Origin of the sequence: Burkholderia lata (assembly GCF_902499025.1) — a bacterium.
Taxonomy (GTDB): Bacteria; Pseudomonadota; Gammaproteobacteria; order Burkholderiales; family Burkholderiaceae; genus Burkholderia; species Burkholderia lata_C.
In genome coordinates, this window is sequence record NZ_CABVPW010000069.1 from 1 (window position 1) to 23,426 (window position 23,426).

General features: G+C 69.3%; 22 protein-coding genes. 13 read left to right on the forward strand and 9 right to left on the reverse strand.

What is annotated here, in order from left to right:
• From BDI24065_RS39130 to fghA, 3 genes are all read left to right on the forward strand, one after another.
• Nucleotides 1-764: FGGY-family carbohydrate kinase (locus tag BDI24065_RS39130; protein WP_254609949.1), on the forward strand; the 764-nt coding region annotated here is incomplete at its 5' end.
• Between the two features lie 275 nt (nucleotides 765-1,039).
• Nucleotides 1,040-2,146 (forward strand): S-(hydroxymethyl)glutathione dehydrogenase/class III alcohol dehydrogenase, encoded by a 1,107-nt coding sequence (locus BDI24065_RS39135; protein ID WP_011353045.1) that lies wholly within the window; start codon nucleotides 1,040-1,042, stop codon nucleotides 2,144-2,146.
• 16 nt (nucleotides 2,147-2,162) lie between these two features.
• Nucleotides 2,163-3,011, forward strand: a complete 849-nt coding sequence (gene fghA, locus BDI24065_RS39140; protein ID WP_175035691.1) for an S-formylglutathione hydrolase — start codon at nucleotides 2,163-2,165, stop codon at nucleotides 3,009-3,011.
• Between the two features lie 123 nt (nucleotides 3,012-3,134).
• Here fghA and BDI24065_RS39145 read toward each other — a convergent pair whose 3' ends face one another.
• From BDI24065_RS39145 to BDI24065_RS39160, 4 genes are read right to left on the reverse strand one after another with little or no spacing between them, the layout of a single operon-like run.
• The gene (locus BDI24065_RS39145) at nucleotides 3,135-3,917 is read right to left on the reverse strand and encodes a metal ABC transporter permease (protein WP_175035692.1); all 783 of its coding nucleotides are present in this window, start codon (nucleotides 3,915-3,917) and stop codon (nucleotides 3,135-3,137) included.
• Nucleotides 3,910-4,800 carry an ABC transporter ATP-binding protein gene (locus BDI24065_RS39150; RefSeq protein WP_175035693.1) on the reverse strand — a complete coding sequence of 297 codons (891 nt, stop codon included), beginning with the start codon at nucleotides 4,798-4,800 and terminating at the stop codon, nucleotides 3,910-3,912. The genes BDI24065_RS39145 and BDI24065_RS39150 overlap by 8 nt, the downstream gene beginning before the upstream one ends.
• Nucleotides 4,801-4,814: 14 nt before the next feature.
• Complete coding sequence (locus BDI24065_RS39155) at nucleotides 4,815-5,729, reverse strand: metal ABC transporter solute-binding protein, Zn/Mn family (protein ID WP_175035694.1); 915 nt, start codon at nucleotides 5,727-5,729, stop codon at nucleotides 4,815-4,817.
• A gap of 46 nt (nucleotides 5,730-5,775) precedes the next feature.
• Complete coding sequence (locus BDI24065_RS39160; protein WP_011353040.1) at nucleotides 5,776-6,237, reverse strand: Fur family transcriptional regulator; 462 nt, start codon at nucleotides 6,235-6,237, stop codon at nucleotides 5,776-5,778.
• A 329-nt stretch (nucleotides 6,238-6,566) separates the two neighbouring features.
• Between BDI24065_RS39160 and BDI24065_RS39165 the strand changes: the two genes are divergently transcribed.
• From BDI24065_RS39165 to BDI24065_RS39200, 8 genes are all read left to right on the forward strand, one after another.
• Complete coding sequence (locus tag BDI24065_RS39165) at nucleotides 6,567-7,343, forward strand: L-iditol 2-dehydrogenase (protein WP_175035695.1); 777 nt, start codon at nucleotides 6,567-6,569, stop codon at nucleotides 7,341-7,343.
• Between the two features lie 96 nt (nucleotides 7,344-7,439).
• Nucleotides 7,440-8,396, forward strand: coding sequence for a sugar kinase (locus tag BDI24065_RS39170; RefSeq protein ID WP_175035696.1), 957 nt, complete (start codon nucleotides 7,440-7,442; stop codon nucleotides 8,394-8,396).
• On the forward strand, nucleotides 8,384-9,736 hold the full coding sequence (locus BDI24065_RS39175; protein WP_175035697.1) for a D-tagatose-bisphosphate aldolase, class II, non-catalytic subunit: 1,353 nt from the start codon (nucleotides 8,384-8,386) through the stop codon (nucleotides 9,734-9,736). Before BDI24065_RS39170 ends, BDI24065_RS39175 begins: the two co-directional genes overlap by 13 nt.
• A gap of 58 nt (nucleotides 9,737-9,794) precedes the next feature.
• A complete protein-coding gene (locus BDI24065_RS39180) occupies nucleotides 9,795-11,120 on the forward strand; it encodes an ABC transporter substrate-binding protein (RefSeq protein ID WP_175035698.1) in 1,326 nt (441 codons plus the stop codon).
• Between the two features lie 99 nt (nucleotides 11,121-11,219).
• On the forward strand, nucleotides 11,220-12,173 hold the full coding sequence (locus BDI24065_RS39185) for a carbohydrate ABC transporter permease (protein ID WP_174986513.1): 954 nt from the start codon (nucleotides 11,220-11,222) through the stop codon (nucleotides 12,171-12,173).
• On the forward strand, nucleotides 12,170-13,021 hold the full coding sequence (locus tag BDI24065_RS39190; RefSeq protein ID WP_011353034.1) for a carbohydrate ABC transporter permease: 852 nt from the start codon (nucleotides 12,170-12,172) through the stop codon (nucleotides 13,019-13,021). The genes BDI24065_RS39185 and BDI24065_RS39190 overlap by 4 nt, the downstream gene beginning before the upstream one ends.
• On the forward strand, nucleotides 13,018-13,704 hold the full coding sequence (locus BDI24065_RS39195) for an HAD family hydrolase (protein ID WP_175035699.1): 687 nt from the start codon (nucleotides 13,018-13,020) through the stop codon (nucleotides 13,702-13,704). Before BDI24065_RS39190 ends, BDI24065_RS39195 begins: the two co-directional genes overlap by 4 nt.
• Before the next feature lie 62 nt (nucleotides 13,705-13,766).
• Nucleotides 13,767-14,876: an ABC transporter ATP-binding protein gene (locus BDI24065_RS39200; protein WP_175035700.1), complete on the forward strand. Its 1,110-nt coding sequence runs from the start codon at nucleotides 13,767-13,769 to the stop codon at nucleotides 14,874-14,876.
• Nucleotides 14,877-14,889: 13 nt separating this feature from the next.
• Here the strand turns inward: BDI24065_RS39200 and BDI24065_RS39205 are convergent, their stop codons facing one another.
• The gene (locus BDI24065_RS39205) at nucleotides 14,890-15,774 is read right to left on the reverse strand and encodes a LysR family transcriptional regulator (RefSeq protein WP_175035701.1); all 885 of its coding nucleotides are present in this window, start codon (nucleotides 15,772-15,774) and stop codon (nucleotides 14,890-14,892) included.
• A gap of 163 nt (nucleotides 15,775-15,937) precedes the next feature.
• Between BDI24065_RS39205 and BDI24065_RS39210 the strand changes: the two genes are divergently transcribed.
• Complete coding sequence (locus BDI24065_RS39210; protein WP_175035702.1) at nucleotides 15,938-17,149, forward strand: MFS transporter; 1,212 nt, start codon at nucleotides 15,938-15,940, stop codon at nucleotides 17,147-17,149.
• Between the two features lie 36 nt (nucleotides 17,150-17,185).
• On the opposite strand, the gene BDI24065_RS39215 is transcribed toward BDI24065_RS39210, so the two are convergent.
• The 4 genes from BDI24065_RS39215 to BDI24065_RS39230 all read right to left on the reverse strand — a co-directional run bounded on the left by BDI24065_RS39215 (nucleotide 17,186) and on the right by BDI24065_RS39230 (nucleotide 22,301).
• Nucleotides 17,186-18,199, reverse strand: a complete 1,014-nt coding sequence (locus BDI24065_RS39215; protein WP_122946145.1) for a sugar-binding transcriptional regulator — start codon at nucleotides 18,197-18,199, stop codon at nucleotides 17,186-17,188.
• A gap of 43 nt (nucleotides 18,200-18,242) precedes the next feature.
• A complete protein-coding gene (xylB, locus tag BDI24065_RS39220) occupies nucleotides 18,243-19,724 on the reverse strand; it encodes a xylulokinase (protein ID WP_175035703.1) in 1,482 nt (493 codons plus the stop codon).
• Nucleotides 19,725-19,807: 83 nt separating this feature from the next.
• The gene (gene dalD / locus BDI24065_RS39225; protein ID WP_175035704.1) at nucleotides 19,808-21,202 is read right to left on the reverse strand and encodes a D-arabinitol 4-dehydrogenase; all 1,395 of its coding nucleotides are present in this window, start codon (nucleotides 21,200-21,202) and stop codon (nucleotides 19,808-19,810) included.
• A 187-nt stretch (nucleotides 21,203-21,389) separates the two neighbouring features.
• Nucleotides 21,390-22,301: a LysR family transcriptional regulator gene (locus tag BDI24065_RS39230; protein WP_175035705.1), complete on the reverse strand. Its 912-nt coding sequence runs from the start codon at nucleotides 22,299-22,301 to the stop codon at nucleotides 21,390-21,392.
• 99 nt (nucleotides 22,302-22,400) lie between these two features.
• Here BDI24065_RS39230 and mdlC point away from each other — a divergent pair.
• Nucleotides 22,401-23,426: benzoylformate decarboxylase (mdlC, locus tag BDI24065_RS39235; RefSeq protein WP_175035706.1), on the forward strand; the 1,026-nt coding region annotated here is incomplete at its 3' end.

Genomic DNA, 23,426 nt, shown 5'->3' on the forward strand with positions numbered 1-23,426 from the left:
CGGCCGACACCGCATGCGCGGCGCTCGGCAGCGGGCTCGCCACCGCCGGCGACGCGCTGCTGACGACGGGCAGCGGCGGCCAGATCGTCGTGCTCGCGGATGCGCTGCCGCCCGCGCGACGCGGGCTGCATCGCTATCGCGCGGCGGCCGGCGGCGGGTATTACACGATGGCCGCGATGCAGAACGTCGGCCTCGCGCTCGAAGCCGTGCGCGGCTGGCTCGGCTACGCGACGTGGACCGATGCGTATGACGATGCGTTCGCCCACGCTGCGTCGGAACGCCTGTGCTTCCTGCCGTACCTGACGGGCGAGCGTTCGCCGTGGATGAACCCCGATGCGCGCGGCGGCTGGCTCGGCCTCGGGCTCGGCGACACGCGCGGCGCAATGATGCGCGCCGCCTTCGAAGGCGTCGCGTTCGCGTTGCGCGCCGGGCTCGATGCGATCCGCGACGCCGATCGCGCCGACCCGGTCGCGATGCTGCGTCTCGCGGGCGGCGGCTCGGTCGATCCGCGCTGGCGCCAGTTGCTGGCCGATGCGCTGGGCGCGTCGCTCCACGCGATCGACTGCCCGAACGCCGCGACACGCGGCGCCGCGCTGCTCGCGGGCGTCGCGGTCGGGCACTGGCGGGAAGACGCGCTGCACGCGCTGGCGCCGGCCGCGTCGCCGGTTGCCGCGCCGCGCGACGATCGACTGCTGGCCGCGCGCCACGCGCGCTTCATCGATCTGTATGCGCGAACGGATGCATGGTTCACGACGGGCGTTTAAACTCGAACACTTGTTGTTTTGCGCCAGCGATGACGCATCGTGGCAAGCCGGCGACCGTTTCCCGCACGCGATGCGCAGCCGGACCGGCCATCATGGCGAGCACGAGATTCTTTCGCCGTGCCGTGCGCGATGCCGCGCGGCACGGCTTCGACAGCTTTGCATGGAACCCGGTGCGAAGCATGGGACCGGCGTCAGCGTTCGCGCACCCACGCCGGGCGACATGAGCGCTGACGCGCCGACCCGGGCCGACCTCACACACAGACAGGAGTCACACGATGAAGACGAAAGCAGCGATTGCATGGAAGGCGGGCGCGCCGCTGACGATCGAGGAAGTCGATCTGGAAGGGCCGCGCGCCGGCGAAGTGCTGATCGAGGTGAAGGCGACGGGCATCTGTCACACCGACTACTACACACTGTCGGGCGCCGATCCGGAAGGGATCTTCCCGGCGATCCTCGGCCATGAAGGCGCGGGCGTCGTGGTGGACGTCGGCCCCGGCGTCGGCACCCTGCGCAAGGGCGACCACGTGATTCCGCTCTACACGCCCGAATGCCGCGAGTGCAAGTTCTGCCTGTCGCGCAAGACCAACCTGTGCCAGAAGATCCGCGCGACGCAGGGCAAGGGCCTGATGCCGGACGCGACGTCGCGCTTCTCGCTCGACGGCAAGCCGCTGTTCCACTACATGGGCACGTCGACGTTCTCGAACTACATCGTCGTGCCGGAGATCGCGGTCGCGAAGGTGCGCGAGGACGCGCCGTTCGACAAGATCTGCTACATCGGTTGCGGCGTGACGACGGGCGTCGGCGCTGTCGTGTACTCGGCGAAGGTCGAGGCCGGCGCGAACGTCGTCGTGTTCGGCCTCGGCGGCATCGGCCTGAACGTGATCCAGGGCGCGAAGATGGTCGGCGCGGACAAGATCATCGGCGTCGACATCAACCCGAAGCGCGTCGAGCTCGCGAAGAAGTTCGGGATGACGCACTTCATCAACCCGAACGAAGTCGAGAACGTGGTCGACCACATCGTGCAGCTGACCGACGGCGGCGCGGATTACTCGTTCGAGTGCGTGGGCAACGTGAAGCTGATGCGCCAGGCGCTCGAGTGCACGCACAAGGGCTGGGGCCAGTCGTTCATCATCGGCGTGGCGGCAGCCGGCGAGGAAATCAGCACGCGTCCGTTCCAACTGGTGACGGGCCGCGAGTGGAAGGGTTCGGCGTTCGGCGGCGCGCGCGGCCGCACCGACGTGCCGAAGATCGTCGACTGGTACATGGAAGGCAAGATCAACATCGACGACCTGATCACGCACACGCTGCCGCTCGAGCGGATCAACGAAGGCTTCGACCTGATGAAGGCCGGCGAGTCGATCCGCTCGGTCGTGCTGTACTGACCGGGAGCGCACCGCGATGCTCGAACTCGTTTCCTCGCATGCGTGCCACGGCGGCGAGCAGCGTTTCTACCGTCACGAATCGGCGGCCATCGGCCTGCCGATGAAGTTCTCGGTGTACCTGCCGCCGCAGGCCGCGCATGGCCGCGTGCCGGCGCTGTTCTATCTCGCGGGGCTCACGTGCACCGACGAGACGTTCGCGATCAAGGCCGGCGCGCAGCAATACGCGGCGCAGCACGGCATCGCGCTCGTGATGCCCGATACGAGCCCGCGCGGCGCGGGCGTGCCGGGCGAGACCGATGCATGGGACTTCGGCGTCGGCGCGGGCTTCTACGTCGATGCGACCGAAGCGCCGTGGTCCGCGCATTACCGGATGGAGTCGTACGTGACGGGCGAGTTGCGCGAGCTCGTGGCGGCCGAACTGCCGATCGACGGTGCGCGGCTCGGGATCTTCGGCCACTCGATGGGCGGGCACGGCGCGCTGACGCTCGCGCTGCGCCATCCGGGCCTGTACCGGTCGGTGTCGGCGTTCGCGCCGATCGCCGCGCCGACGCGCTGCCCGTGGGGCGAGAAGGCGTTCTCGGGTTATCTGGGCGCCGATCGCGAAGCGTGGAAGGCACACGACGCGAGCGAACTCGTCGCGCGCGCCGATGCGCCGAAGTTCGCGGACGGCATCCTCGTCGATCAGGGCCTCGCCGATCAGTTCCTCGCGAACCAGCTGAACCCCGACGTGTTCGAAGCCGCGTGCGAGAAGGCCGGCCAGCCGCTGACGCTGCGTCGTCATGAAGGCTACGACCACGGGTACTACTTCATCTCGACGTTCATCGCCGATCACATCGCGCATCATGCGCGCGTGCTCGCACGCTGAGCGGGAAGGGAAGCAGCTAACGCACACGGCGGAACACTGCGCGCCGCACGATCGCGGGCACATGAAAAAAACGCCGGCGCTGCCCTCGGGCACGCCGGCGTTTTTATTTCCGACAAGCGGCGCTCAGTCGCGCCGCAACAGGCTTGCGCCGTACACGAGTGCCGACAGCGCGGTGATCCAGAAGCTCGTCGGCCAGTCGGTGTGATACGCGAGCACGATGCCGAGCCACGCTTCGAACAGCGCGAACAGCGCGGCGAGCAGCACGCCGGTCGACAGCCGCGTCGTCACGTTCTGCGCGGCGGCAGCCGGCCCGACCAGCAGCGTGAACACCAGCAGCACGCCGACGATCTGCGTCGCCGCGGCCACCGCGAGCGCGCACACCGCGAGGAACAGCATCGACACCGTGCGCAGCGACACGCCCTTGGCTTCGGCGAGTTCGGGCTGCAGCGACGCGAACAGCAGCGGCCGTGCGATCAGCGCGAGCGCGAGCAGGCTGACCGCGCCGATGCCGGCGAGCACCGCGAGCGTGTCGTGGCTCACCGCGAGCACGTTGCCGAACAGCAGCGCGGTGACCTGCGTCGCGAACGACGTATAGAAATGCAGGAACAGCAGGCCGAAGCCGAGCGCACCGGACAGGATCACGCCGATCGCGACGTCGCGGCCCGCGAGCTTCTCGCCGAGCGCGCCCATCCCGATCCCGGCCGCGAGCGTGAAGCCGACCATCCCCCAGATCGGCGAGATGCCGAGCAGCACCGCGCCCGTCGCGCCGGTGAAGCCGACGTGCGACAGTGCGTGGCCGGCGAAGGTCTGCCCGCGCAGCACCAGGAAATAGCCGACGATGCCTGCGAGCACCGCGACGATCCCCGACGCCGCGAAGGCGTTGATCATGAAGTCGTATTCAAACATCGTGCGAATGCCCGGGATGAGCGTGTCCGTGGTGGTGATGGCCGTGGCCGCCGCCACCGCCGTGCGAGTGGCCGTCGTCGTCCTCGTGTTCGTGATCGTGCTTCTCGATCTCGACGTCGCCCGACATCACGAAGATCTTGCCGTTCACGCGCATCACGTCGATCGGCGAACCGTAGAGCCGTGACAGGACGGGCTTCGTGATCACCTCGTCGACGGTGCCGAGCGCCGCGACGCCGTTGCCGAGATACAGCACGCGGTCGAGTGCGTTCAGCAGCGGATTCAGTTCGTGCGCGGAGAACAGCACGGTGATGCCGAGCTCGCGCTGCACGTTGCGCACGAGCTCGACGACGCCGCGCTGGTGGTTCGGGTCGAGGCTGATCAGCGGCTCGTCGAGCAGCAGCAGCTTCGGGCTGCCGAGCAGGCACTGCGCGAGCAGCAGGCGCTGCCGCTCGCCGCCGGACAGTTCCGACAGCGGCCGGCGCGCGAGCGTCGGGCCGCCGACGAGATCGAGCACGCGGTCGACGTCGCGGCGCGTCGTCGCGTTCGTGTGCGGCAGCCCCCAGCGGTGGCCGTCGGCGGCCATCGCGACGAAGTCGTAGCCGCGCATCCGGCGGTTCGCGAGGCCGCTCCTGATCTGCGGCATGTAGCCGATCGACGGATTGCCGCGCACGACCGGCACGCCGCCGACGGACAGCGTGCCGGCCGACACGGGCACGAGGCCGAGCACTGCGCGCATCAGCGTCGTCTTGCCCGCGCCGTTCGGCCCGAGCACGCCGACGAATTCGCCGGGTTCGATCGAGAAGCTGACGTCGCGCAGGATCGTGCGTCCGCCCAGTTCGAGCGTGACGCGATCGACGGCGAGTGCGTGAGGAGTGGCGGTCATGTCGTTACGGTGGTTTATTTCTTGCCGGCTGCCAGCGCGGCCGACAGCGCGTCGAGCTGGCCGGCCATCCATTGCTGGAAGGTCTTGCCGGCCGGCTGCGTCTCGGTGACGCTGACGGTCGGCACGCCGCCGTCGCGCGCGATCTTCAGCATGCGCTTGGTCATCGGTTCTTCAGCCTGGCTGTTGTAGATCAGCACGCGGACCTGCTTCTTGCGCAGGTCGTTCTCGAATGCAGCGACGTCCTGTGCGCTGGCTTCGGTGTCGTTCATCGTCGCGAGCTGGAAGCGCTGGTTGCGCATGTCGAGGCCGATCGCGTCGGACATGTAGCCGAACACGGGCTCGGTAGCCGTGACCGGCAGGCCCTTGTACTGCGTGCGCAGCGCGGCGACCTTGTCGTCGACGGGCTTAAGCGTTGCGATGAACTTCTGCAGGTTCGCGTCGTATTCGGCCTTGTTCGCCGGGTCGGCTCGGCCGAGTTCGGTCGCGATCGCGCGCGCGGCGGCCGGCATCGTCGCCGGGTCGTACCACAGGTGCGGGTTGTCGCCGGCTTTCTTGCCGACGAGATCGGCGACGACGATCGTCGCGCGCTTCGCCTGCTTCGACGCGCCGAGCAGCTTGCTCATCCACGGATCGTAGTTGGCGCCGTTGTAGATCACGACCTGCGCGTGCTGGAGCGCGCGGGCCGTTTTCGGGCTCGCTTCGAACAGGTGCGGATCCTGGTCCGGATTGCTGAGGATGCTCGTCACCGCGACATGGCTGCCGCCGATCTGCGACGCGACATCGCCGTAGAAATTCTCGGCGGCCACGACGTTGACGGTCGCGGCCTGCGCGAGCGCGGGCGCCGCGAGCGACAGGGCGGCAACGGCAGCGGCGAGCCAGCGGACAGGCGACAGGGCACGCCGCGGCGCGCGCTTCAGGGCAATGGACATGGAACTCCTCGTTGGAAGGGGCGGCGCGTGCGCCGCGCGATACGCGTCAGCGTTGCACGGGCTTGTGCTTGCAGTGCCCGCACAGGCCGCTCAGCTCGACGACCTGGTGGTGGACTTCGAAACCGTGCGCGGGCTCGCTCGCGGACAATTGCTTCGCGAGGTCGCCGCCGGGAATCTCGACGGTGTCGCCGCACGAATCGCAGATCAGGAACTGGCCTTCGTGCGGCACGCCGATCTCGCAGCACGCGAAGAACGCGTTCTTCGATTCGATCCGGTGGATGAAGCCGTGCTCGACGAGGAAATCCAGCGCGCGGTAGACGGTCGTGGGCGGCACGCGGCCGCGCTGCGGCTCGAGTTCGGCGAGCAGGTCGTACGCGCCGATCGGGCGCTGCGCGGCCAGCACGCGCTCGTAGACCTGACGGCGCAGCGGCGTCCACGCGAGCCCGTGCTCGGCGGCGAATGCGTCGGCCCGGGACAGCCGGGCGTCAATGGACGATGAGGTAGCCATGGCGTGAAGCAGGGCGATGAAACAAAGTACGGCGATGATATAACGTATCGCCGCGCCGTGCAGCGCGAAATCCCCTTTCCGTCCTCGCTCCGTCCCCTTCATCGCCGATCCGACCGCGCCGCACCGTGCGCGCTGCGCCTTGCCGGGCGTGCGCGGCGGGTCGTCACGCTGCGCCGTTGTGCCGCAGCGCGTCATAGAAAGCCGTCACGTCGCCTTGACAGCACGAATCGCGTATCCGATCATTCGATCACTAACAGAGCAATTGATCGGTTGGCGAGCGTTCGCTCACCTCGCAGCCGTCGTAAAGCAGAACGAACCGGAGACAGCCAGTGAGACTGGAAGACAAGGTCGCGATCCTGACGGGCGCCGCAAGCGGCATCGGCGAGGCGGTCGCGCAACGCTATCTGGACGAGGGCGCACGCTGCGTGCTCGTCGACCTGAAGCCGGCAGGCGGCTCGCTCGCGCGGCTCATCGAGGCGAACCCCGGCCGCGCGGTGGCCGTGACCGCGGACGTCACGCGCCGCGACGACATCGAGCGGATCGTCACCACGACCGTCGAGCGCTTCGGCGGCGTCGACATCCTGTTCAACAACGCGGCGCTGTTCGACATGCGCCCGATCCTCGATGAATCGTGGGACGTGTTCGACCGGCTGTTCTCTGTCAACGTGAAGGGGCTGTTCTTCCTGATGCAGGCTGTCGCGCAACGGATGGTCGAGCAGGGGCGCGGCGGCAAGATCGTCAACATGTCGTCGCAGGCCGGGCGTCGTGGCGAGGCACTCGTTTCGCACTACTGCGCGACCAAGGCCGCGGTGATCAGCTACACACAGTCGGCCGCGCTCGCGCTCGCGCCGCACCGGATCAACGTGAACGGCATCGCGCCGGGTGTCGTCGACACGCCGATGTGGGAGCAGGTCGATGCGCTGTTCGCGCGCTACGAGAACCGGCCGCTCGGCGAGAAGAAGCGGCTCGTCGGCGAAGCCGTGCCGCTCGGCCGCATGGGCGTGCCGGGCGACCTGACCGGCGCCGCGCTGTTCCTCGCGTCGTCCGACGCCGACTACGTGACTGCCCAGACGTTGAACGTCGACGGCGGCAACTGGATGAGCTGACATGGCGCCGCTCGCACGCGCCACCTGCCGGCCGGCCCGAGACGCAGCGGCCTCGCCGCACGTCGCGGCCGCCGTCGAACGAGGAGGGCACGCCTGATGGCCGAGATCGTCGTTGCCGGCGAATTGCTCGCCGAATTCGTCGCCGCCGAGCGCGGCCAGGGTTTCGATACGCCGGGCCTGTTCGAGGGGCCGTTCCCGAGCGGCGCGCCGGCGATCTTCGCCGACCAGGCCGCCCGGCTCGGTGCACGCGTCGCGTATGCGGGCTGCGTCGGCCGCGATGCATTCGGCGATGCGATCGTCGCGCGGCTCGAACGCGATGGTGTCGACGTCGCGCGCATCCGTCGCGTTGCGCGCCCGACCGGCACCGCGTTCGTCGCATACCGCGAAGACGGTTCGCGCAGCTTCGTGTTCACGCTGGCCACCAGTGCGGCCGCGTGCGTCGATGCGTCCGACGTCGATACCGCGATGTTCGACGGCTGCCGTTATTTCCACGTGATGGGCTCGTCGCTGACGAGCGAATCGGCGATCGCGGCGGTGCAGCGCGGCGTGATCGAGGCCGCGCGCGCCGGCGCGAAGGTGTCGTTCGATCCGAACGTGCGGCCCGAAATGCTGAGCTTTCGCCCGATGCGGGCGGCGCTCGACGCGATGCTCGCCGCGTGCCACCTGTTCCTGCCGAGCGAAGCCGACCTGCCGTTCTTCTGCGGGCCGCAGCCGGCCGAGCGCGCAATCGCGGGCCTGCTTGCAACGCATCCGTTGCTCGAGCGTGTCGTGCTGAAACGCGGTGCGCAAGGCAGCGTCGCGTTCGATCGCGCGAACCGTGCGGAAGCGCCGGCGTATCCGGTCGACGAAGTCGATCCGACCGGCGCCGGCGACTGCTTCGGCGGCACGCTGGTCGCGAGCCTCGTCGCGGGCGTGCCGATCGAGGCCGCACTGCGCCGCGCGAACGCGGCCGGGGCGATCGCGGTCACGCGGCGCGGCCCGATGGAAGGTAACAGCAGCGCGGCCGAAATCGACCGTTTCCTGACCGAACGAGGTATCGCATGTCCGGCCTGACGACCTTCGCCGAACGATCGCGCGCCGCGCACGCGGACGCCGTGCTGCGGATGATCTTCGACGCGAACCGCGCGGATGCGCAGCGCGGCATCTATTCGATCTGCAGCGCGCACCGGCTGGTGCTGGAGGCCGCGTGCGAAGCGGCGCGCGCGGACGGTTCGCCGCTGTTGATCGAGGCGACCTGCAACCAGGTGAACCATCTCGGCGGCTACACGGGCATGACGCCCGCCGATTTCCGGCGCGACGTCGACGCGATCGCGCAGCGTTGCGGGCTGCCGCCGTCGGCGCTCGTGCTCGGCGGCGACCATCTCGGGCCGAACCCGTGGCGGCACCGCCGCGCGGCAGATGCGATGCGCGAGGCGGGGGCGATGGTCGCCGCGTACGTCGAAGCCGGCTTCGAAAAGATCCACCTCGATGCGAGCATGGCCTGCGCGGACGATCCGGTGCGGCTCGACGATCGCACGATCGCCGCGCGCGCAGCCGAGCTGTGCCGCGCGGCGGAAGACGCGGCAGCACGTGCCGGCATCGCGCCCGTCTACGTGATCGGCACCGAGGTGCCGACGCCTGGCGGCGAAGTCAGCGGCAGCGGCGACACCGCAGCGATCGCGCAGATCGCGGTCACGCGCAGCGACAGCATCGCGGCGACGCTCGATGCGCATCGCCATGCGTTCGCGGCTGCCGGGCTCGACGATGCGTGGACGCGCGTCGTCGCGATCGTCGCGCAGCCGGGTGTCGACTTCGACGATCGCCACGTGCTCGATTACGACAGCGCGAAAGCGGCGTCGCTCGGCGCGAGTATCCTGCAGACACCGGGCCTCGTGTTCGAAGCGCATTCGACCGACTACCAGACCGAGGGCGCGCTCGCCGCGCTCGTACGCGACCACTTCGCGGTGCTGAAGGTCGGCCCCGCGCTGACGTTCGCGTTGCGCGAAGCGCTGTTCGCCCTGACCTTCATCGAGGACGCGCTGATCGATGACGTCGCGCAGCGCTCGCGGTTGCGCGACGTGGTCGACGCCGCGATGCGCGCGCGGCCCGAGCACTGGGCACCGTACTACCGCGGCGACGAAACCGAGCAGCGGCTCGCGCGCCAGTTCAGCTACAGCGACCGGATCCGCTACTACTGGCTGCAGCCGGCCGTCGCGGCCGCGGTCGAGCAACTGTTCGACAACCTCGCGCGGCAGCCGGTACCGGAAACGCTCGTCGCGCAGTGGTTGCCGGACGTGTACGCGGCATGCCGCGCGGGCGGCCTTGCGAAAGAGCCGCGCGCATGGGTGCGCCACCGGATACGCGACGTGATCGCGCACTATGCGCGCGCGTGCGGAATGCAGCGGCCGGCATGACGGGCCGCGAAGCAATCGCAGTACCGACGACACTTCGAACAAACACAGGAGACATGCCATGCAACGAAAGATGCTCGACGCCGCCGCACGCGGCTTCGCCGGAGCCGCGCTCGCGACGGCGGCGTGCGCCGCGTCCGCCGGCACGCTGACGATCGCGACGCTGAACAATCCCGACATGATCGAGCTGAAGAAGCTGTCGCCGGCCTTCGAGAAGGCGAACCCGGGCATCCAGCTGAACTGGGTGATCCTCGAGGAGAACGTGCTGCGCCAGCGCGCGACGACCGACATCACGACCGGCAGCGGCCAGTTCGACGTGATGGCGATCGGCACCTACGAGACGCCGCAATGGGGCAAGCGCGGCTGGCTCGCGCCGATGACGGGCCTGCCCGCCGACTACGACCTGAACGACATCGTGAAGACCGCGCGCGACAGCCTGTCGTACAACGGCCAGCTGTACGCGCTGCCGTTCTACGTCGAGAGCTCGATGACGTTCTACCGCAAGGACCTGTTCGCGGCGAAAGGGCTGAAGATGCCCGACCAGCCGACCTACGACCAGATCGCCGAATTCGCGGACAAGCTCACCGACAAGGCGAAGGGCACCTACGGGATCTGCCTGCGCGGCAAGGCCGGCTGGGGCGAGAACATGGCGTATGTGTCGACGGTCGTGAACACGTTCGGCGGGCGCTGGTTCGACGAGAACTGGAACGCGCAGCTCACGTCGCCGGAATGGAAGAAGGCGATCACGTTCTACGTGAACCTGCTGAAGAAAGACGGCCCGCCGGGAGCGAGCTCGAACGGCTTCAACGAGAACCTGACCCTGACCGCATCGGGCAAGTGCGCGATGTGGATCGATGCGACGGTCGCGGCCGGCATGCTCTATAACAAACAGCAGTCGCAGGTGGCCGACAGGATCGGCTTCGCGGCCGCGCCGGTCGCCGCCACGCCGAAGGGCTCGCACTGGCTGTGGGCATGGGCGCTGGCCGTGCCGAAGACGTCGAAGCAGCAGGACGCCGCGCGCAAGTTCATCGCGTGGGCGACGTCGAAGCAGTACATCGAGATGGTCGGCAAGGACGAGGGCTGGGCGTCGGTGCCGCCGGGCACGCGCACGTCGACCTATCAGCGCCCCGAGTACAAGGCCGCCGCGCCGTTCTCGGACTTCGTGCTGAAGGCGATCGAGACCGCCGACCCGAACGATCCGTCGTTGAAGAAGGTGCCGTACACGGGCGTGCAGTACGTCGGGATTCCTGAATTCCAGTCGTTCGGCACGGTGGTCGGCCAGTCGATCGCCGGTGCGGTGGCCGGCCAGATGACGGTCGACCAGGCGCTTGCCGCCGGGCAGGCGGCTGCCGACCGCGCGGTCCGGCAGGCCGGCTACAAGAAGTAACGCGGCCCGCACCGTGCGCGATGGCGCACGGTGCGCGTCGTCGAAGCTGACAGGCGGGCAGGCCTTCGCGCCCGCGCATCAACCGGAGGGACTCCGATCATGCGTCACCTGCGTCTTCCCCTGAGCCACGCTCACGCGCCGTCGGTCGGCGACGCGTCGTCGCCGCCCGGCGCGCCGCGCCGCGCGCGCGGCGGTGCGAGCTGGCTCGTCTCGCCGTCCGTCGCGGTGCTGCTGCTGTGGATGTCGATTCCGCTCGCGATGACGATCTGGTATTCGTTTTCGCGCTACAACCTGCTGAACCCGGACGTGAAGGGCTTCGCGGGGCTCGACAACTACCGCTTCCTCGCGACCGATCCGTCGTTCCTGCCGGCGATCTGGCACACGCTCGTGCTGATCGGCGCAGTGCTCGCGATCACCGTGGTCGGCGGCGTGCTGATGTCCGTGCTGTTCGACCGCAAGTTCTACGGGCAGGGCGTGGCACGCCTGCTCGCGATCGCGCCGTTCTTCGTGATGCCGACGGTGTCCGCGCTGATCTGGAAGAACATGATCCTGCACCCAGTGTACGGGCTCGTCGCGAACGCGATGCGCGCGCTCGGGATGACGCCGATCGACTGGTTCGCCGATTACCCGCTCACCGCGGTGATCATCATCGTCGCGTGGCAGTGGCTGCCGTTCGCGTTCCTGATCCTGTTCACCGCGATCCAGTCGCTCGACCAGGAGCAGAAGGAAGCCGCGCGCATCGACGGCGCGGGCCCGATCGCGATGTTCTTCTACATCACGCTGCCGCACCTGAAGCGCGCGATCGCGGTGGTCGTGATGATGGAGACGATCTTCCTGCTGTCGATCTTCGCGGAAATCTACACGACGACCGGCGGCGGCCCCGGCGACGCGACGACCAACCTGTCGTACCTGATCTACGCGCTCGGCCTGCAGCAGTTCGACGTCGGCCTCGCGTCCGCCGGCGGCATCATCGCCGTGGTGGTCGCGAACGTCGTGTCGTTCTTCCTCGTGCGGATGCTCGCGCGCAACCTGAAGGGAGAGTACGAGAAATGAGCGACCTGACCTTCGAAGGCCGGCGCGTGCCGGCCGTGTTCGACCTCGTGAGGCGCGCGCTGCCCGGCACGCTCGCGTGGCTGATCGCGCTGTTGCTGTTCTTCCCGATCTTCTGGATGGCGATCACCGCGTTCAAGACCGAGCAGCAGGCGTATGCGTCGACGCTGTTCTTCATCCCGACGCTCGACAGCTTCCGCGAGGTGTTCGCGCGCAGCAACTACTTCGCGTTCGCATGGAATTCGGTGTTGATCTCGGCGGGCGTCACGGTGATCTCGCTGCTGTTCGCGGTGCCGGCCGCGTACGCGATGGCGTTCTTCCCGAACCACCGCACGCAGAAGGTGCTGCTGTGGATGCTGTCGACCAAGATGATGCCGTCGGTCGGCGTGCTCGTGCCGATCTACCTGTTGTGGAAGAACGCGGGGCTGCTCGATACCGTGTCGGGCCTCGTGATCGTCTACACGCTGATCAACCTGCCGATCGCGGTGTGGATGACCTTCACGTACTTCAACGAGATCCCGAAGGACATCCTCGAAGCCGGGCGCATCGACGGTGCGTCGACGTGGCAGGAGATCGTCTACCTGCTGATGCCGATGGCGCTGCCGGGGCTTGCATCCACCGCGCTGCTGCTCGTGATCCTGTCGTGGAACGAGGCGTTCTGGAGCATCAACCTGTCGAGCTCGAACGCGGCGCCGCTGACCGTGTTCATCGCGTCGTACTCGAGCCCCGAGGGGCTGTTCTGGGCGAAGCTGTCTGCCGCGTCGCTGCTCGCGGTCGCGCCGATCCTGATCGTCGGCTGGCTGTCGCAGAAGCAGCTCGTGCGCGGGCTCACGTTCGGAGCCGTCAAATGACCGCGATGAACGTATTGATCTGCGATTGCGACGGCGTGTTGATCGACAGCGAGGCGGTGGCGGCCGACGTGCTCGTGCGCGAACTCGATGCCCGCTGGCCGGGTGTGGATGCGCGGCCGGCCGTGATGCCGCTGCTCGGGCTGCGCATCGAGCGCGTGCTGGCCGGCGCGGGCGACGCGCTGGGCCGCACGCTGTCGAACGACGACGTCGTCGAAATCCGCGCCGCGGTCGAGGCGGCGGCCGTCAATGCGCCGATGGTCGACGGCATCGATGCGGCGCTGGCCGCGATTCGACTGACGACGGCCTGTGCGAGCAACAGCTACCGCGCGTACGTCGAGGCGGCACTGACCCGGACGGGTCTCGCGCGCTTCTTCGGCGACCGGCTGTTCTGCGCGGACGCCGTCGCGCGGCCGAAGCCGGCGCCCGACGTGTATCTCGCGGCGGCGCGCACGCTCGGCGTCGCGCCGGCGCAGTGCCTCGTGGTGGAGGACAGCGCGACCGGCATCACCGCGGCCGCCGCGGCCGGCATGACCGTGCTCGGCTTTGTCGGCGGCGGGCATGCGTCGGCCGCGCAGATCGACGCGCTGCGCGGGATCGGCGCGCGTCACGTATTCGACGACATGCACGAGCTGCCCGGCTACGTCGCGCGCTGGCAGGCGACCGGCGCGGTGCTGCCGAGCTAGCAACCACGAACGATTGCGCGCCGCGTTCGACGCGGCGCATCACGAACGAACGGAGACAGATCATGGCAAGCGTGCTCCTGCGCAACATCGCGAAGCGCTACGACGACACCGAAGTGCTGCGCAACGTGAACCTCGACATCGCCGACGGCGAATTCGTCGTGTTCGTCGGCCCGAGCGGCTGCGGCAAATCCACGCTGATGAGGATGATCGCGGGCCTCGAGGATATTTCGAGCGGCGACCTGCTGATCGACGGCGCGAAGGTCAACGACGTGCCGAGCGCGAAGCGCGGCATCGCGATGGTGTTCCAGTCGTATGCGCTGTACCCGCACATGACGCTGTACGACAACATGGCGTTCGGTCTGAAGCTCGCGGGCGCGAAGAAGCTGGAGATCGACCAGGCCGTGAAGCAGGCCGCGAAGATCCTGCACATCGACCACCTGCTCGACCGCAAGCCGAAGCAGCTGTCGGGCGGCCAGCGGCAGCGCGTCGCGATCGGCCGCGCGATCACGCGCAAGCCGAAGGTATTCCTGTTCGACGAGCCGCTGTCGAACCTCGATGCGGCGCTGCGCGTGAAGATGCGGCTGGAGTTCGCGCGGCTGCACGACGAGCTGAAGACGACGATGATCTACGTGACGCACGACCAGGTCGAGGCGATGACGCTCGCCGACAAGATCGTCGTGCTGTCGGGCGGCGCGGTACAGCAGGTCGGTACGCCGAACGAGCTGTACCACGCGCCGGCGAACCAGTTCGTCGCGGGCTTCATCGGCTCGCCGAAGATGAACTTCCTGAAGGGCACCGTCGAATCGGTCGATGCGGGCGGCGTGCTCGTGCGGTTCGACAGTGGCGAGACGCAGCGTGTCGCGGTCGAAGCAGCGGGCTTGCAGCGCGGTGCGGCGGTGACGGTCGGCGTGCGGCCCGAGCACCTGAAAGTCGAAGCCGCGGCCACTGGCGTCGCTGCGAAGACGATGGCCGTCGAGTCGCTCGGCGATGCCGCGTACCTGTATGCGGAGTCGGCCGTCGCGCCAGACGGGCTGATCGCACGGATTCCGCCGCTCGACACGTACCGCACCGGCGAGGCGCTGCACGTGCACGCGGAAGCCGAGCACTGCCACCTGTTCGACGAGCACGGGCAGGCGTTCCGCCGCCTGAGCATGCACGCGAAGGCCGCATGACGGCCGGCCGCGCTTACAGCGGCAGGTGCGCGGCCATGTAATCGACGAACGCGCGCAGCTTCGGCGTCGGGTGGCGGCCCGACGGCCACAGCACGTAGATCGGCGTGCAGCTCGCGACGTGTTCGTCGAGTACCGCGCGCAGCGTGCCGTCTGCGAGTGCGTCGCGCACGAAGAAGATCGGCAGGCACGCGATGCCGAGCCCGCGCAGCGCGAAGCATAGGCGCGCTTCCGCGCTGTTGCTGACCATCGCGACCGGCACCTCGGGCGGCATGCCCGCGCGCGGCACGCGCAGCGGCCAGGTTTCGAGCTTGCCGCTGGTCGGGAAACGGTAGTGCAGGCAGCGGTGCTGCGCGAGATCGGCCGGCGTGCGCGGCGCGCCGTGCCGGTCGAGATAGTCGGGCGACGCGACGAGGTGCTGGCGGAAGTGGCCCAGCAGCCGCGACGACAGCCGCGAATCCGACGGCTGGCCGGTGCGCAGCACCGCGTCGAAGCCTTCGTCGACGACGTCGACGAGCCGGTCGCTGAAATCGATGTCGAGCTCGATCTCCGGATACGCGGCCATGAAATCGGCGAGCACCGGCAGCAGCAGCGTGCCGATCGTCGGCAGGCTCACGCGCAAGCGCCCGCGCGGCGCTTCGGCGCTGTGCGTCAGTTCCTGCTCGGCCGCGTCGAGTTCGGCGAGCACCCGCCGGCATCGTTCGAGAAAGCGCGTGCCTTCGGCGGTCAGCGTGATGCTGCGCGTGCTGCGGTGAAAGAGCCGCACGTTCAAGCGTGCTTCGAGCCGCGCGATGCGCTTGCCGATCGCCGACGCCGACAGCCCGAGCGCGCGCCCGGCCGCGACGAAACTGCGCGTTTCCGCGACCTGGACGAACACGACAAAGCCGCCGAGATTTTCCATGCGAGTTTCCGATTGCGGACGCTGGCGTCCGGATTGTCCGGAACTCTACCCCGGTTTTTCTTCTTGCGCCGGCTCCCTACGATGGGCGTTCCTTCACTGATCGAGGTCACGCCATGTCATTCCTGCCTGTCACCGCCCGTCGCGTCGATGCCGGGAGCGCGTCATGAGCGACTGCCCGTCGATGGACGGCCGGGTTGCCGGCCAGCCGGTGCAGGCGGCGGAACGCCTGCCGGTCGCGAACCTGCTGGCGCTCGCGACGGCCGGCTTCATCACGATCCTCACCGAAGCGCTGCCGGCCGGCCTGCTGCCGCTGATGAGCGCCGACCTGCGTGTAACCGAGGCGCTGATCGGCCAGCTCGTGACCGTGTATGCGCTCGGCTCGATCGTCGCGGCGATTCCGCTCGTCGCCGCGACGCGCGCGATGCGCCGGCGCAGCCTGCTGCTCGCGGCGCTGGCCGGCTTCGTCGTGTCGAACGCGCTGACGGCCGTGTCGCCGTACTACGCGCTCACGCTTGCCGCGCGTTTCGTCGCGGGGATGGCGGCCGGGCTGCTGTGGGCGTTGCTGGCCGGCTACGCGAGCCGGATGGTCGATGCGTCGCTGCGCGGCCGCGCGATCGCGGTCGCGATGCTCGGTGCGCCGGTTGCGATGTCGATCGGCATTCCAGCCGGCACCGCGCTGGGCGCGGCGTTCGGATGGCGCGTCGCGTTTGCGGGCATCACGCTCGCGGCGCTCGCGCTGATCGGCTGGATCCGCTGGCGCGTGCCCGACTATCCGGGCCAGCAGGCCGGTGCGCGCGAGCCGGTGCTCGGCGTGATGACGCTGCCCGGCGTGCGGCCGGTGCTGACCGTGATGTTCGCGTACGTGCTTGCGCACAACATGCTGTACACGTACGTCGCGCCGTTTCTCGCGGGCATGCGGATGGGCGCGCAGGTCGATGCGGTACTGCTCGTGTTCGGCGTCGCGTCGCTGGTCGGCATCGCGCTGACGGGCGCCTGGATCGGCGCCGCGCAGCGACGCCTGACGCTCGCCAGCATCGCGCTGTTCGCGATCGCGGCGGCGATGCTCGGCGCCGGTTCCGGAATGGCGATCGTCTATGCGGGCGTCGCGCTGTGGGGGCTCGCGTTCGGCGGCGCGCCGACGCTGTTCCAGACGGCCGCCGCGAATGCGGCGGGGGAGGCGGCCGATGTCGCGCAGTCGATGCTCGTGACGGTGTGGAATCTCGCCATTGCTGGCGGCGGCATCGCGGGCGGGATGCTGCTCGGCGCAACGGGGGCCGGCGCGATCCCGTGGGTGCTCGTCGCGCTGCTGGCGGCCGCGTGGGTCTGCGCGTGGCGTGCGCGCCGGCATGCGTTTCCGGCGCCGCACGCGGCTTGAGCGTTCGAGCGCCGCGCGCGGTGCGCGGCTTCGGCGTCAGGCCGCCTTCGCGTCGAGCGCGGCGCGCGCGCAGGTTTCGTCGGTGACGAGCCCCGACAGCCAGCCGCCGCGCAATGCGGCGATCACCGCGTCGCGTTTCTTCGGGCCGCCGGCAAATGCGATCGTCGGGCGCTTCGGCGGCGTGGCGAGCGCGACGCTCGTCACGCGCGCGCTCGTCGACACGGCGATCTGCGTGCCCTGGGCGTCGATCGGCACGCCGAGCAGTTCGGCCACCGCGCCGAGCGCGGTCATCTCGTCGCGCTCCTGTTCGGTGATGAAGCCGTCTTCGTAGAGCGGGCAGTGCGGGCCGATGTTGCCGATCCCGACGAACGCGACATCGGCCTTGCCCGACAGCGCCTCGACGATCCGGTACAGCCGGTGATTGCACCATTGCGCGCGCTCGGCGTCGCTGTCGGCGAACAGCGGCGCGGGCAGCAGGAAGTGCTTGCTGCCGGTTTTTTCGGAGATGTACTGCGCGACGTCGTAGCGGTTCGACGAACCGTCGGCCGCGATTGCGCCGACCATCGACACGAGCCGGTGCTGCGGGCGGTCGATTTGCGCGATCTGCGCGACCGCGGCCTTCAGCGTCCGGCCGCTGCTGACCGCGATCACCATCGGCCGGGTTTCGTTCAGGTAGCGCTCCATCACCTGCGCGCCGGCGACCGCGAGCTTGCGGTCGATCGCGTCGGGTGCATCGGCGTCGACGGGTACGACTTCGCACATCGCGAGGCCGTAGCGCTTCGACAGCTGCGCGCCGAGATCGAGACAGTCGGCGAGCTGGTGGTCGACACGCACGCGGATCAGGTTCTTCTCGACCGCGAACGCGACGAGGCGCTGCGCGACCGGGCGCGACACCTGCAGCTTTTCCGCGATTTCGTTCTGCGTGTCGCCCGCGACGTAGTAGAGCCACGCGGCACGCGTGGCGAGATCGAGTTTTTCTGAGGACTTGGACACGATAGCGATTCGGTTTGGATCTGGGCGGGCCGCATGACGGCATCCACTGTACCGCATGTCGCGCACGCGGCCGATGGCCGCCACGCGTGACGAGCGGCGCTTACGCGAGCCGTGCGCGCGACGGCTCGTACAGCGGCTGCACGTGACGGTACAGCGCGCGGAACGCATCGAGACGTTCGCGCAGCAGCGCATGGCGCGCCGCATCCGGCGTGTATTCGGCGCGTACCGGCGGCTTGGCCAGCACCGCATGCGGATCGCCGCCGACGGCCAGCCAGCCGAGCCGTGCCGCGCCGAGCGCCGCACCCGTTTCGCCGCCGCCGTGCTGGCGCGTGCGCACGTTCAGCGCGTCGGCGATCAGTTGCGCCCAGAACGCGCTGCGCGCGCCGCCGCCGATCAGCGACAACTGGTCGGTTTCGACGCCGGCCGCATGCAGCGCGTCGAGACCGTCGGCGAGGCCGAGCGTCACGCCTTCGAGTACCGCGTAACCGAGGTGCGCGCGTTCGGTCGCATGCGTCATCCCGAAGAACACGCCCTGCGCGTACGGGTCGTTGTGCGGGGTGCGCTCGCCGGACAGGTAGGGCAGGAACAGCGGAGCCGTCGTGAGTGAGTTGGCGTCGAGTGCCTCGACTTCGGCGAGCAGCGCGGGCTCGTCGGTGCCGGTCAGCTTGCAGACCCAGCGCAGGCAGCTCGCAGCCGACAGCACGACGCTCATCAATTGCCAGCGATCGGGAATCGCATGGCAGAACGCATGCACGGCCGATGCGGGATTCGGCATGAAGCGATCGCCGACCACGCTCAGCACGCCCGACGTGCCGAGCGACACGAAGCCGTCGCCCGCGTGGATCGCACCGATGCCGAGCGCGCTCGTCGCGTTGTCGCCGCCGCCGCCCGCCACCACGACGGCCTCCGACAGCCCGAGTTCGCGCGCGATGTCCGCGCGCAGCGTGCCGGACGGCGCGTTGCCTTCGACGATGCGGGGCATCTGGTCACGTGTCATCCCGCACGCGGCGAGCAGCGCGTCGGACCAGTCGCGGCGCGCGACGTCGAGCCACAGCGTGCCGGCCGCGTCGGACGGGTCGGACACCTTCGCGCCGGTCAGCCGGAACCGCAGGTAGTCCTTCGGCATCAGCACGCAGGCGGTCGCCGCGAACACGTCGGGTTCGTGCTTCGCGACCCACAGCAGTTTCGGCGCGGTGAAGCCCGGCATCGCGAGATTGCCGGCCAGTGCGTGGAGATCGGGCGCGCGTTCGGTGAGCAGCGCGCATTCGTCGGCGCTGCGCATGTCGTTCCACAGGATCGCGGGGCGCAGCACGCGGTCGTCGCGGCCGAGCAGCACGGCGCCGTGCATCTGCCCCGACAGGCCGATGCCGCGCACGGCCGCGAATGCTTCGCGGTGCCGTTCGCGCAGCGCCGCGAGCGCGGCGAGCGTGCCTTGCCACCAGTCGTCCGGATGCTGTTCGGCCCAGCGCGGATGCGGCCGCGACACGGTGAACGGCGAGCCGGCGGTGCCGACGACCGTGCCGTCCGGGGCGAGCAGCAGCACCTTCACTTCCGAGGTGCCGAGGTCGATGCCGAGATACATGAGCGATCCGTTCCGTCAGTGGGGAGTCGCTACTTTAGCCGTGCGGCCGCGCCCGTGCCAAGGCAGGTTCGCCCGGATGCGCGTCAGCGTGCCGCGAGCCATGTGTCGACACGCCAGAGTCCGCCGCGCATGGCCTCGAACAGCGCCGCGTTGCCGGCGAGCGAGCCCCACAGCTGCCGGTTGGCGCACAGCGCGACGACCGGGTCGTCGGAGCCGACGATTGCCCGTGCAGCGCTTTCGTCCATTACGCCATCCTGGTACGCGTACGGCAGCGCGCCGCGCGCCCAGCGTTCGAGAAAGCGCAGGAACAGCGCGGGCAGCACGGCGGTGGCGACCGGCGCCGCGCCGCGTGCGAACGATTCGACGAGCGTCGGCGCGATGAAGCCGGGGATCTTCGAGAAGCCGTCGGCCGCGACGCGCTGGTTCGTGTCGAGCACGTACGGGTTGCCGAAGCGTTCGAGCACGACGTCGCGGTAGCGCGCGAGATCGAGCGGGCTCGGCGTGAGGCAGGGGATCACGTCCTGCGTCACGTAGTCGTGCGCGAAACGGCGGATCGCCGCGTCGTGCGTGCCTTCGTGGATATAGGTGTGGCCCGCGAGCGTGCCGGCCCACGCGATGCAGCTGTGCGTCGCGTTGAGGATGCGGATCTTCGCTTCCTCGTACGGGTGCACGTCGTCGACGAGTTCGGCGCCGGCCAGTTCCCACTTCGGCCGGCCGGCCGCGAAGCGGTCCTCGATCACCCACTGGATGAACGATTCGCCCATCACCGGGCATGCGTCGTCGATGCCGGTGGCGGCCAGCACGCGCTCGCGCACGTCGGCGGTCGGGCGCGGCGTGATGCGGTCGACCATCGCGCTCGGCGTGGCGACGTTCGCGTCGAACCATGCAAGCAGGTCGGCCTGGCCGTGCCGCTCGAGGAATTCGCGCATCCCCGCGCGAAAACGCGCACCGTTGTTGCGCAGGTTGTCGCAGCTCTGCAGCGTGAGCGGGCCCGCGCCGCGCTTCACGCGTTCGGCGAGCAGTGCGGCGAGCGCACCATACAGCGTCGTGCGCGCGCCCTGCAGGTCGGCCGCGAGATCGGCGTTCGCGATGTCGAGCCGGTTGTGTTCGTCGAGGTAGTAGCCGCCTTCGGTGACGGTGAACGACACGATCCGGCAGGCCGGGTCGGCGCCGGCGTCGATCAGCGCGGCGAGGTCAATCGACCACGGCAGCACGCGCGTGATCGCACGGATCGTCTCGTACGCGCGCTCGCCTTGCGGCGTGACGGTTTCGAGCGTGTAGGCGCCGTGCTGCGCGGCGAGCGCGTCCATCGTCGCGCGCATGTCGTCGCGGATGTTGCCGACGGTCAGCGACCAGCGCTCGTCGGCCGGGACGGCCGCGTTCACGCGATGCAGATACCACGCCTGGTGCGCGCGGTGAAACGAGCCCGCGCCGATGTGCAGCAGCACGGGCGTGCGGGCGGAGGGCGATGCGCTCATCCGGTGTCTCCTGTTCGTGCCAGACGGTCCTGTCGAATACGATCATTTGCTCTTTGTGTGAGCGAATGATCGTATTCGGGCGAGCGAAAGTCAAGGCGGGGAAGCTGCATTTCGATGGTGCGCTGCGGCGGCGGCCCATGGGCAGGGCGGGGCGGGCGCGAACGGGCGGCCGCTGCGGAAAGCGTCGTCAGCGGCCTTCGCGCGTCAACGGGACGAGTTCCTCGAGCAGCTTGCCGGCCGGCCCGGGCAGGATGCCGTGGCGGCGCCGGAACGCGGTGAGCGTGCGCACCGCGACGACCTCGCGCACGGGCAGCGTGTCGATCGTGCCGGCGCGCTGCTCGGCACCGTACATCGGCTCGGCCATCCAGCTCAGGAAGCCGGCATGCGCGACGAGGCTTTTCAGCGTCGTGACCGAGCGCGTCTCGACCGCGATGTCGGGCAGTGCGAGCCCGTGTGCGTCGAAGGTCGCGCGCATGTGGTCGAACGGTGCGGTGCCGCGCGGCGGAATCGCCCAGCGCGCGTGCAGCGTGTCCGCAAGCGTCGGCGCGCGACCGAGCGCGCGCAGCGGATGGTGCGGCGCCGCAACGATATGGCTGCGATCTTCCCAGCGGCACTCGGGAATCGCGACGATCTCGTCGGTGTCGGGCCCGTGCGCGGACAGCGCGAGATCGATCTCGTGCTTGTTCAGCCCTTCCGCGAGCCGGTCCCACACGCCTTCGATGATCTCGACGCGCAGGTTCGGCCAGCGGTCGAGCACGCGGCCGACCGCCACCGGCAGCACGAGGCTCGCGATGCTGCCCACCGTGCCGACCTTGATCGTGCCCTTCGCGAACCCGCGCATCGCGTCGAGCTCCTCGCGCGCATGCTCGGCCTCGTGCTGCAGCAGCGTCGCGTGCGGCAGCAGCGCCTCGCCGAACGCGGTGAGCTGCACGCCCTTCGAATGGCGCTCGAACAAGGGCGCGCCGACCTGCTCCTCGAGCCGCTTCAGGATCCGGCTCAGCGCCGGCTGCGTCACGTGCAGCGCGTCGGCCGCGCGGCCGAGGCTGCCGCACGCGACGATCGTCGTGAAGGCGCGCAATTGTCGGAGATCGAAAGTCATGTCGGAATGGTATGGCTTATTGCAAAAAATACAGTATCCGAGAATGGCTTGCGCTTCGATACTGTGGAAACCGCCAAGCCATCGAGGAGACACCCGAGCATGCCCGGCCATCCGCCCCCTTCCGCCGCATCGATCACCGTTCGCGATGCGGTGATCGACCTGCTTCGCCAGTTCGGCATCGACCGCGTGTTCGGCAATCCCGGCTCGACCGAGCTGCCGATGTTCCGCGACTTCCCGGACGATTTCCGCTACGTGCTCGGCTTGCACGAGGCCGTCGTGGTCGGGATGGCCGACGGCCATGCGCAGGCCACCGGCAATGCGGCGGTCGTCAACCTGCATTCGGCGGCGGGCGTCGGCAACGCGATGGGCAATCTCTTCACCGCCTTCAAGAACCGCACGCCGCTGATCGTCACCGCGGGCCAGCAGGCGCGCGCGATCCTGCCGTTCGATCCGTTCCTCGGCGCGACGCAGGCCGCCGAGCTGCCGAAGCCATACGTGAAATGGAGCATCGAGCCCGCGCGTGCGCAGGATGTGCCGGCCGCGATCGCACGTGCGTACCGCATCGCGATGCAGGAGCCGCGCGGCCCGGTGTTCGTGTCGATCCCGGTCGACGACTGGGACCAGCCGGCCGAGCTGCTACCGCGCCGCGACGTCAGCAGCGTCGTGCGGCCCGACCCGGACGCGCTTGCACGGCTCGGCGACACGCTCGATGCCGCGCGGCGCCCCGCGTTCGTGGTCGGTGCGGCCGTCGATCGCGCTGGTGCGTGGGATGAAGTCGTGCGCCTCGCCGAGCGGCACCGTGCGCGCGTGTACGTCGCGCCGATGTCGGGGCGCTGCAGTTTCCCCGAGGATCATCCGCTGTTTGCCGGCTTCCTGCCCGCGATCCGCGAGAAGATCGTCGCGCGGCTCGACGGGCACGACCTCGTGTTCGCGTTCGGTGCGCCCGCGTTCACCTATCACATCGAGGGCTTCGGCCCGCACGTGCCGCCCGGCGCGACGCTCGTGCAGCTCGTCGACGATCCGGGCGTCGCCGCGTGGACGCCGTCGGGCGATGCGGTCGTCGGCAACCTGCGGCTCGCCGCGCGCGACCTGCTGGCGCGCCCGGCGCCGCCCGAGCGGCCGATG

Coding starts and splice junctions, on each gene's coding strand:
- BDI24065_RS39135 (WP_011353045.1), top strand. CDS start 1,040: ATGAAGACGAAAGCAGCGATTGCATGGAAGGCGGGCGCGCCGCTGACG.
- fghA (WP_175035691.1), top strand. CDS start 2,163: ATGCTCGAACTCGTTTCCTCGCATGCGTGCCACGGCGGCGAGCAGCGT.
- BDI24065_RS39145 (WP_175035692.1), bottom strand. CDS start 3,917: ATGTTTGAATACGACTTCATGATCAACGCCTTCGCGGCGTCGGGGATC.
- BDI24065_RS39150 (WP_175035693.1), bottom strand. CDS start 4,800: ATGACCGCCACTCCTCACGCACTCGCCGTCGATCGCGTCACGCTCGAA.
- BDI24065_RS39155 (WP_175035694.1), bottom strand. CDS start 5,729: ATGTCCATTGCCCTGAAGCGCGCGCCGCGGCGTGCCCTGTCGCCTGTC.
- BDI24065_RS39160 (WP_011353040.1), bottom strand. CDS start 6,237: ATGGCTACCTCATCGTCCATTGACGCCCGGCTGTCCCGGGCCGACGCA.
- BDI24065_RS39170 (WP_175035696.1), top strand. CDS start 7,440: ATGGCCGAGATCGTCGTTGCCGGCGAATTGCTCGCCGAATTCGTCGCC.
- BDI24065_RS39175 (WP_175035697.1), top strand. CDS start 8,384: ATGTCCGGCCTGACGACCTTCGCCGAACGATCGCGCGCCGCGCACGCG.
- BDI24065_RS39180 (WP_175035698.1), top strand. CDS start 9,795: ATGCAACGAAAGATGCTCGACGCCGCCGCACGCGGCTTCGCCGGAGCC.
- BDI24065_RS39185 (WP_174986513.1), top strand. CDS start 11,220: ATGCGTCACCTGCGTCTTCCCCTGAGCCACGCTCACGCGCCGTCGGTC.
- BDI24065_RS39190 (WP_011353034.1), top strand. CDS start 12,170: ATGAGCGACCTGACCTTCGAAGGCCGGCGCGTGCCGGCCGTGTTCGAC.
- BDI24065_RS39195 (WP_175035699.1), top strand. CDS start 13,018: ATGACCGCGATGAACGTATTGATCTGCGATTGCGACGGCGTGTTGATC.
- BDI24065_RS39200 (WP_175035700.1), top strand. CDS start 13,767: ATGGCAAGCGTGCTCCTGCGCAACATCGCGAAGCGCTACGACGACACC.
- BDI24065_RS39205 (WP_175035701.1), bottom strand. CDS start 15,774: ATGGAAAATCTCGGCGGCTTTGTCGTGTTCGTCCAGGTCGCGGAAACG.
- BDI24065_RS39210 (WP_175035702.1), top strand. CDS start 15,938: ATGAGCGACTGCCCGTCGATGGACGGCCGGGTTGCCGGCCAGCCGGTG.
- BDI24065_RS39215 (WP_122946145.1), bottom strand. CDS start 18,199: ATGCGGTACAGTGGATGCCGTCATGCGGCCCGCCCAGATCCAAACCGA.
- xylB (WP_175035703.1), bottom strand. CDS start 19,724: ATGTATCTCGGCATCGACCTCGGCACCTCGGAAGTGAAGGTGCTGCTG.
- dalD (WP_175035704.1), bottom strand. CDS start 21,202: ATGAGCGCATCGCCCTCCGCCCGCACGCCCGTGCTGCTGCACATCGGC.
- BDI24065_RS39230 (WP_175035705.1), bottom strand. CDS start 22,301: ATGACTTTCGATCTCCGACAATTGCGCGCCTTCACGACGATCGTCGCG.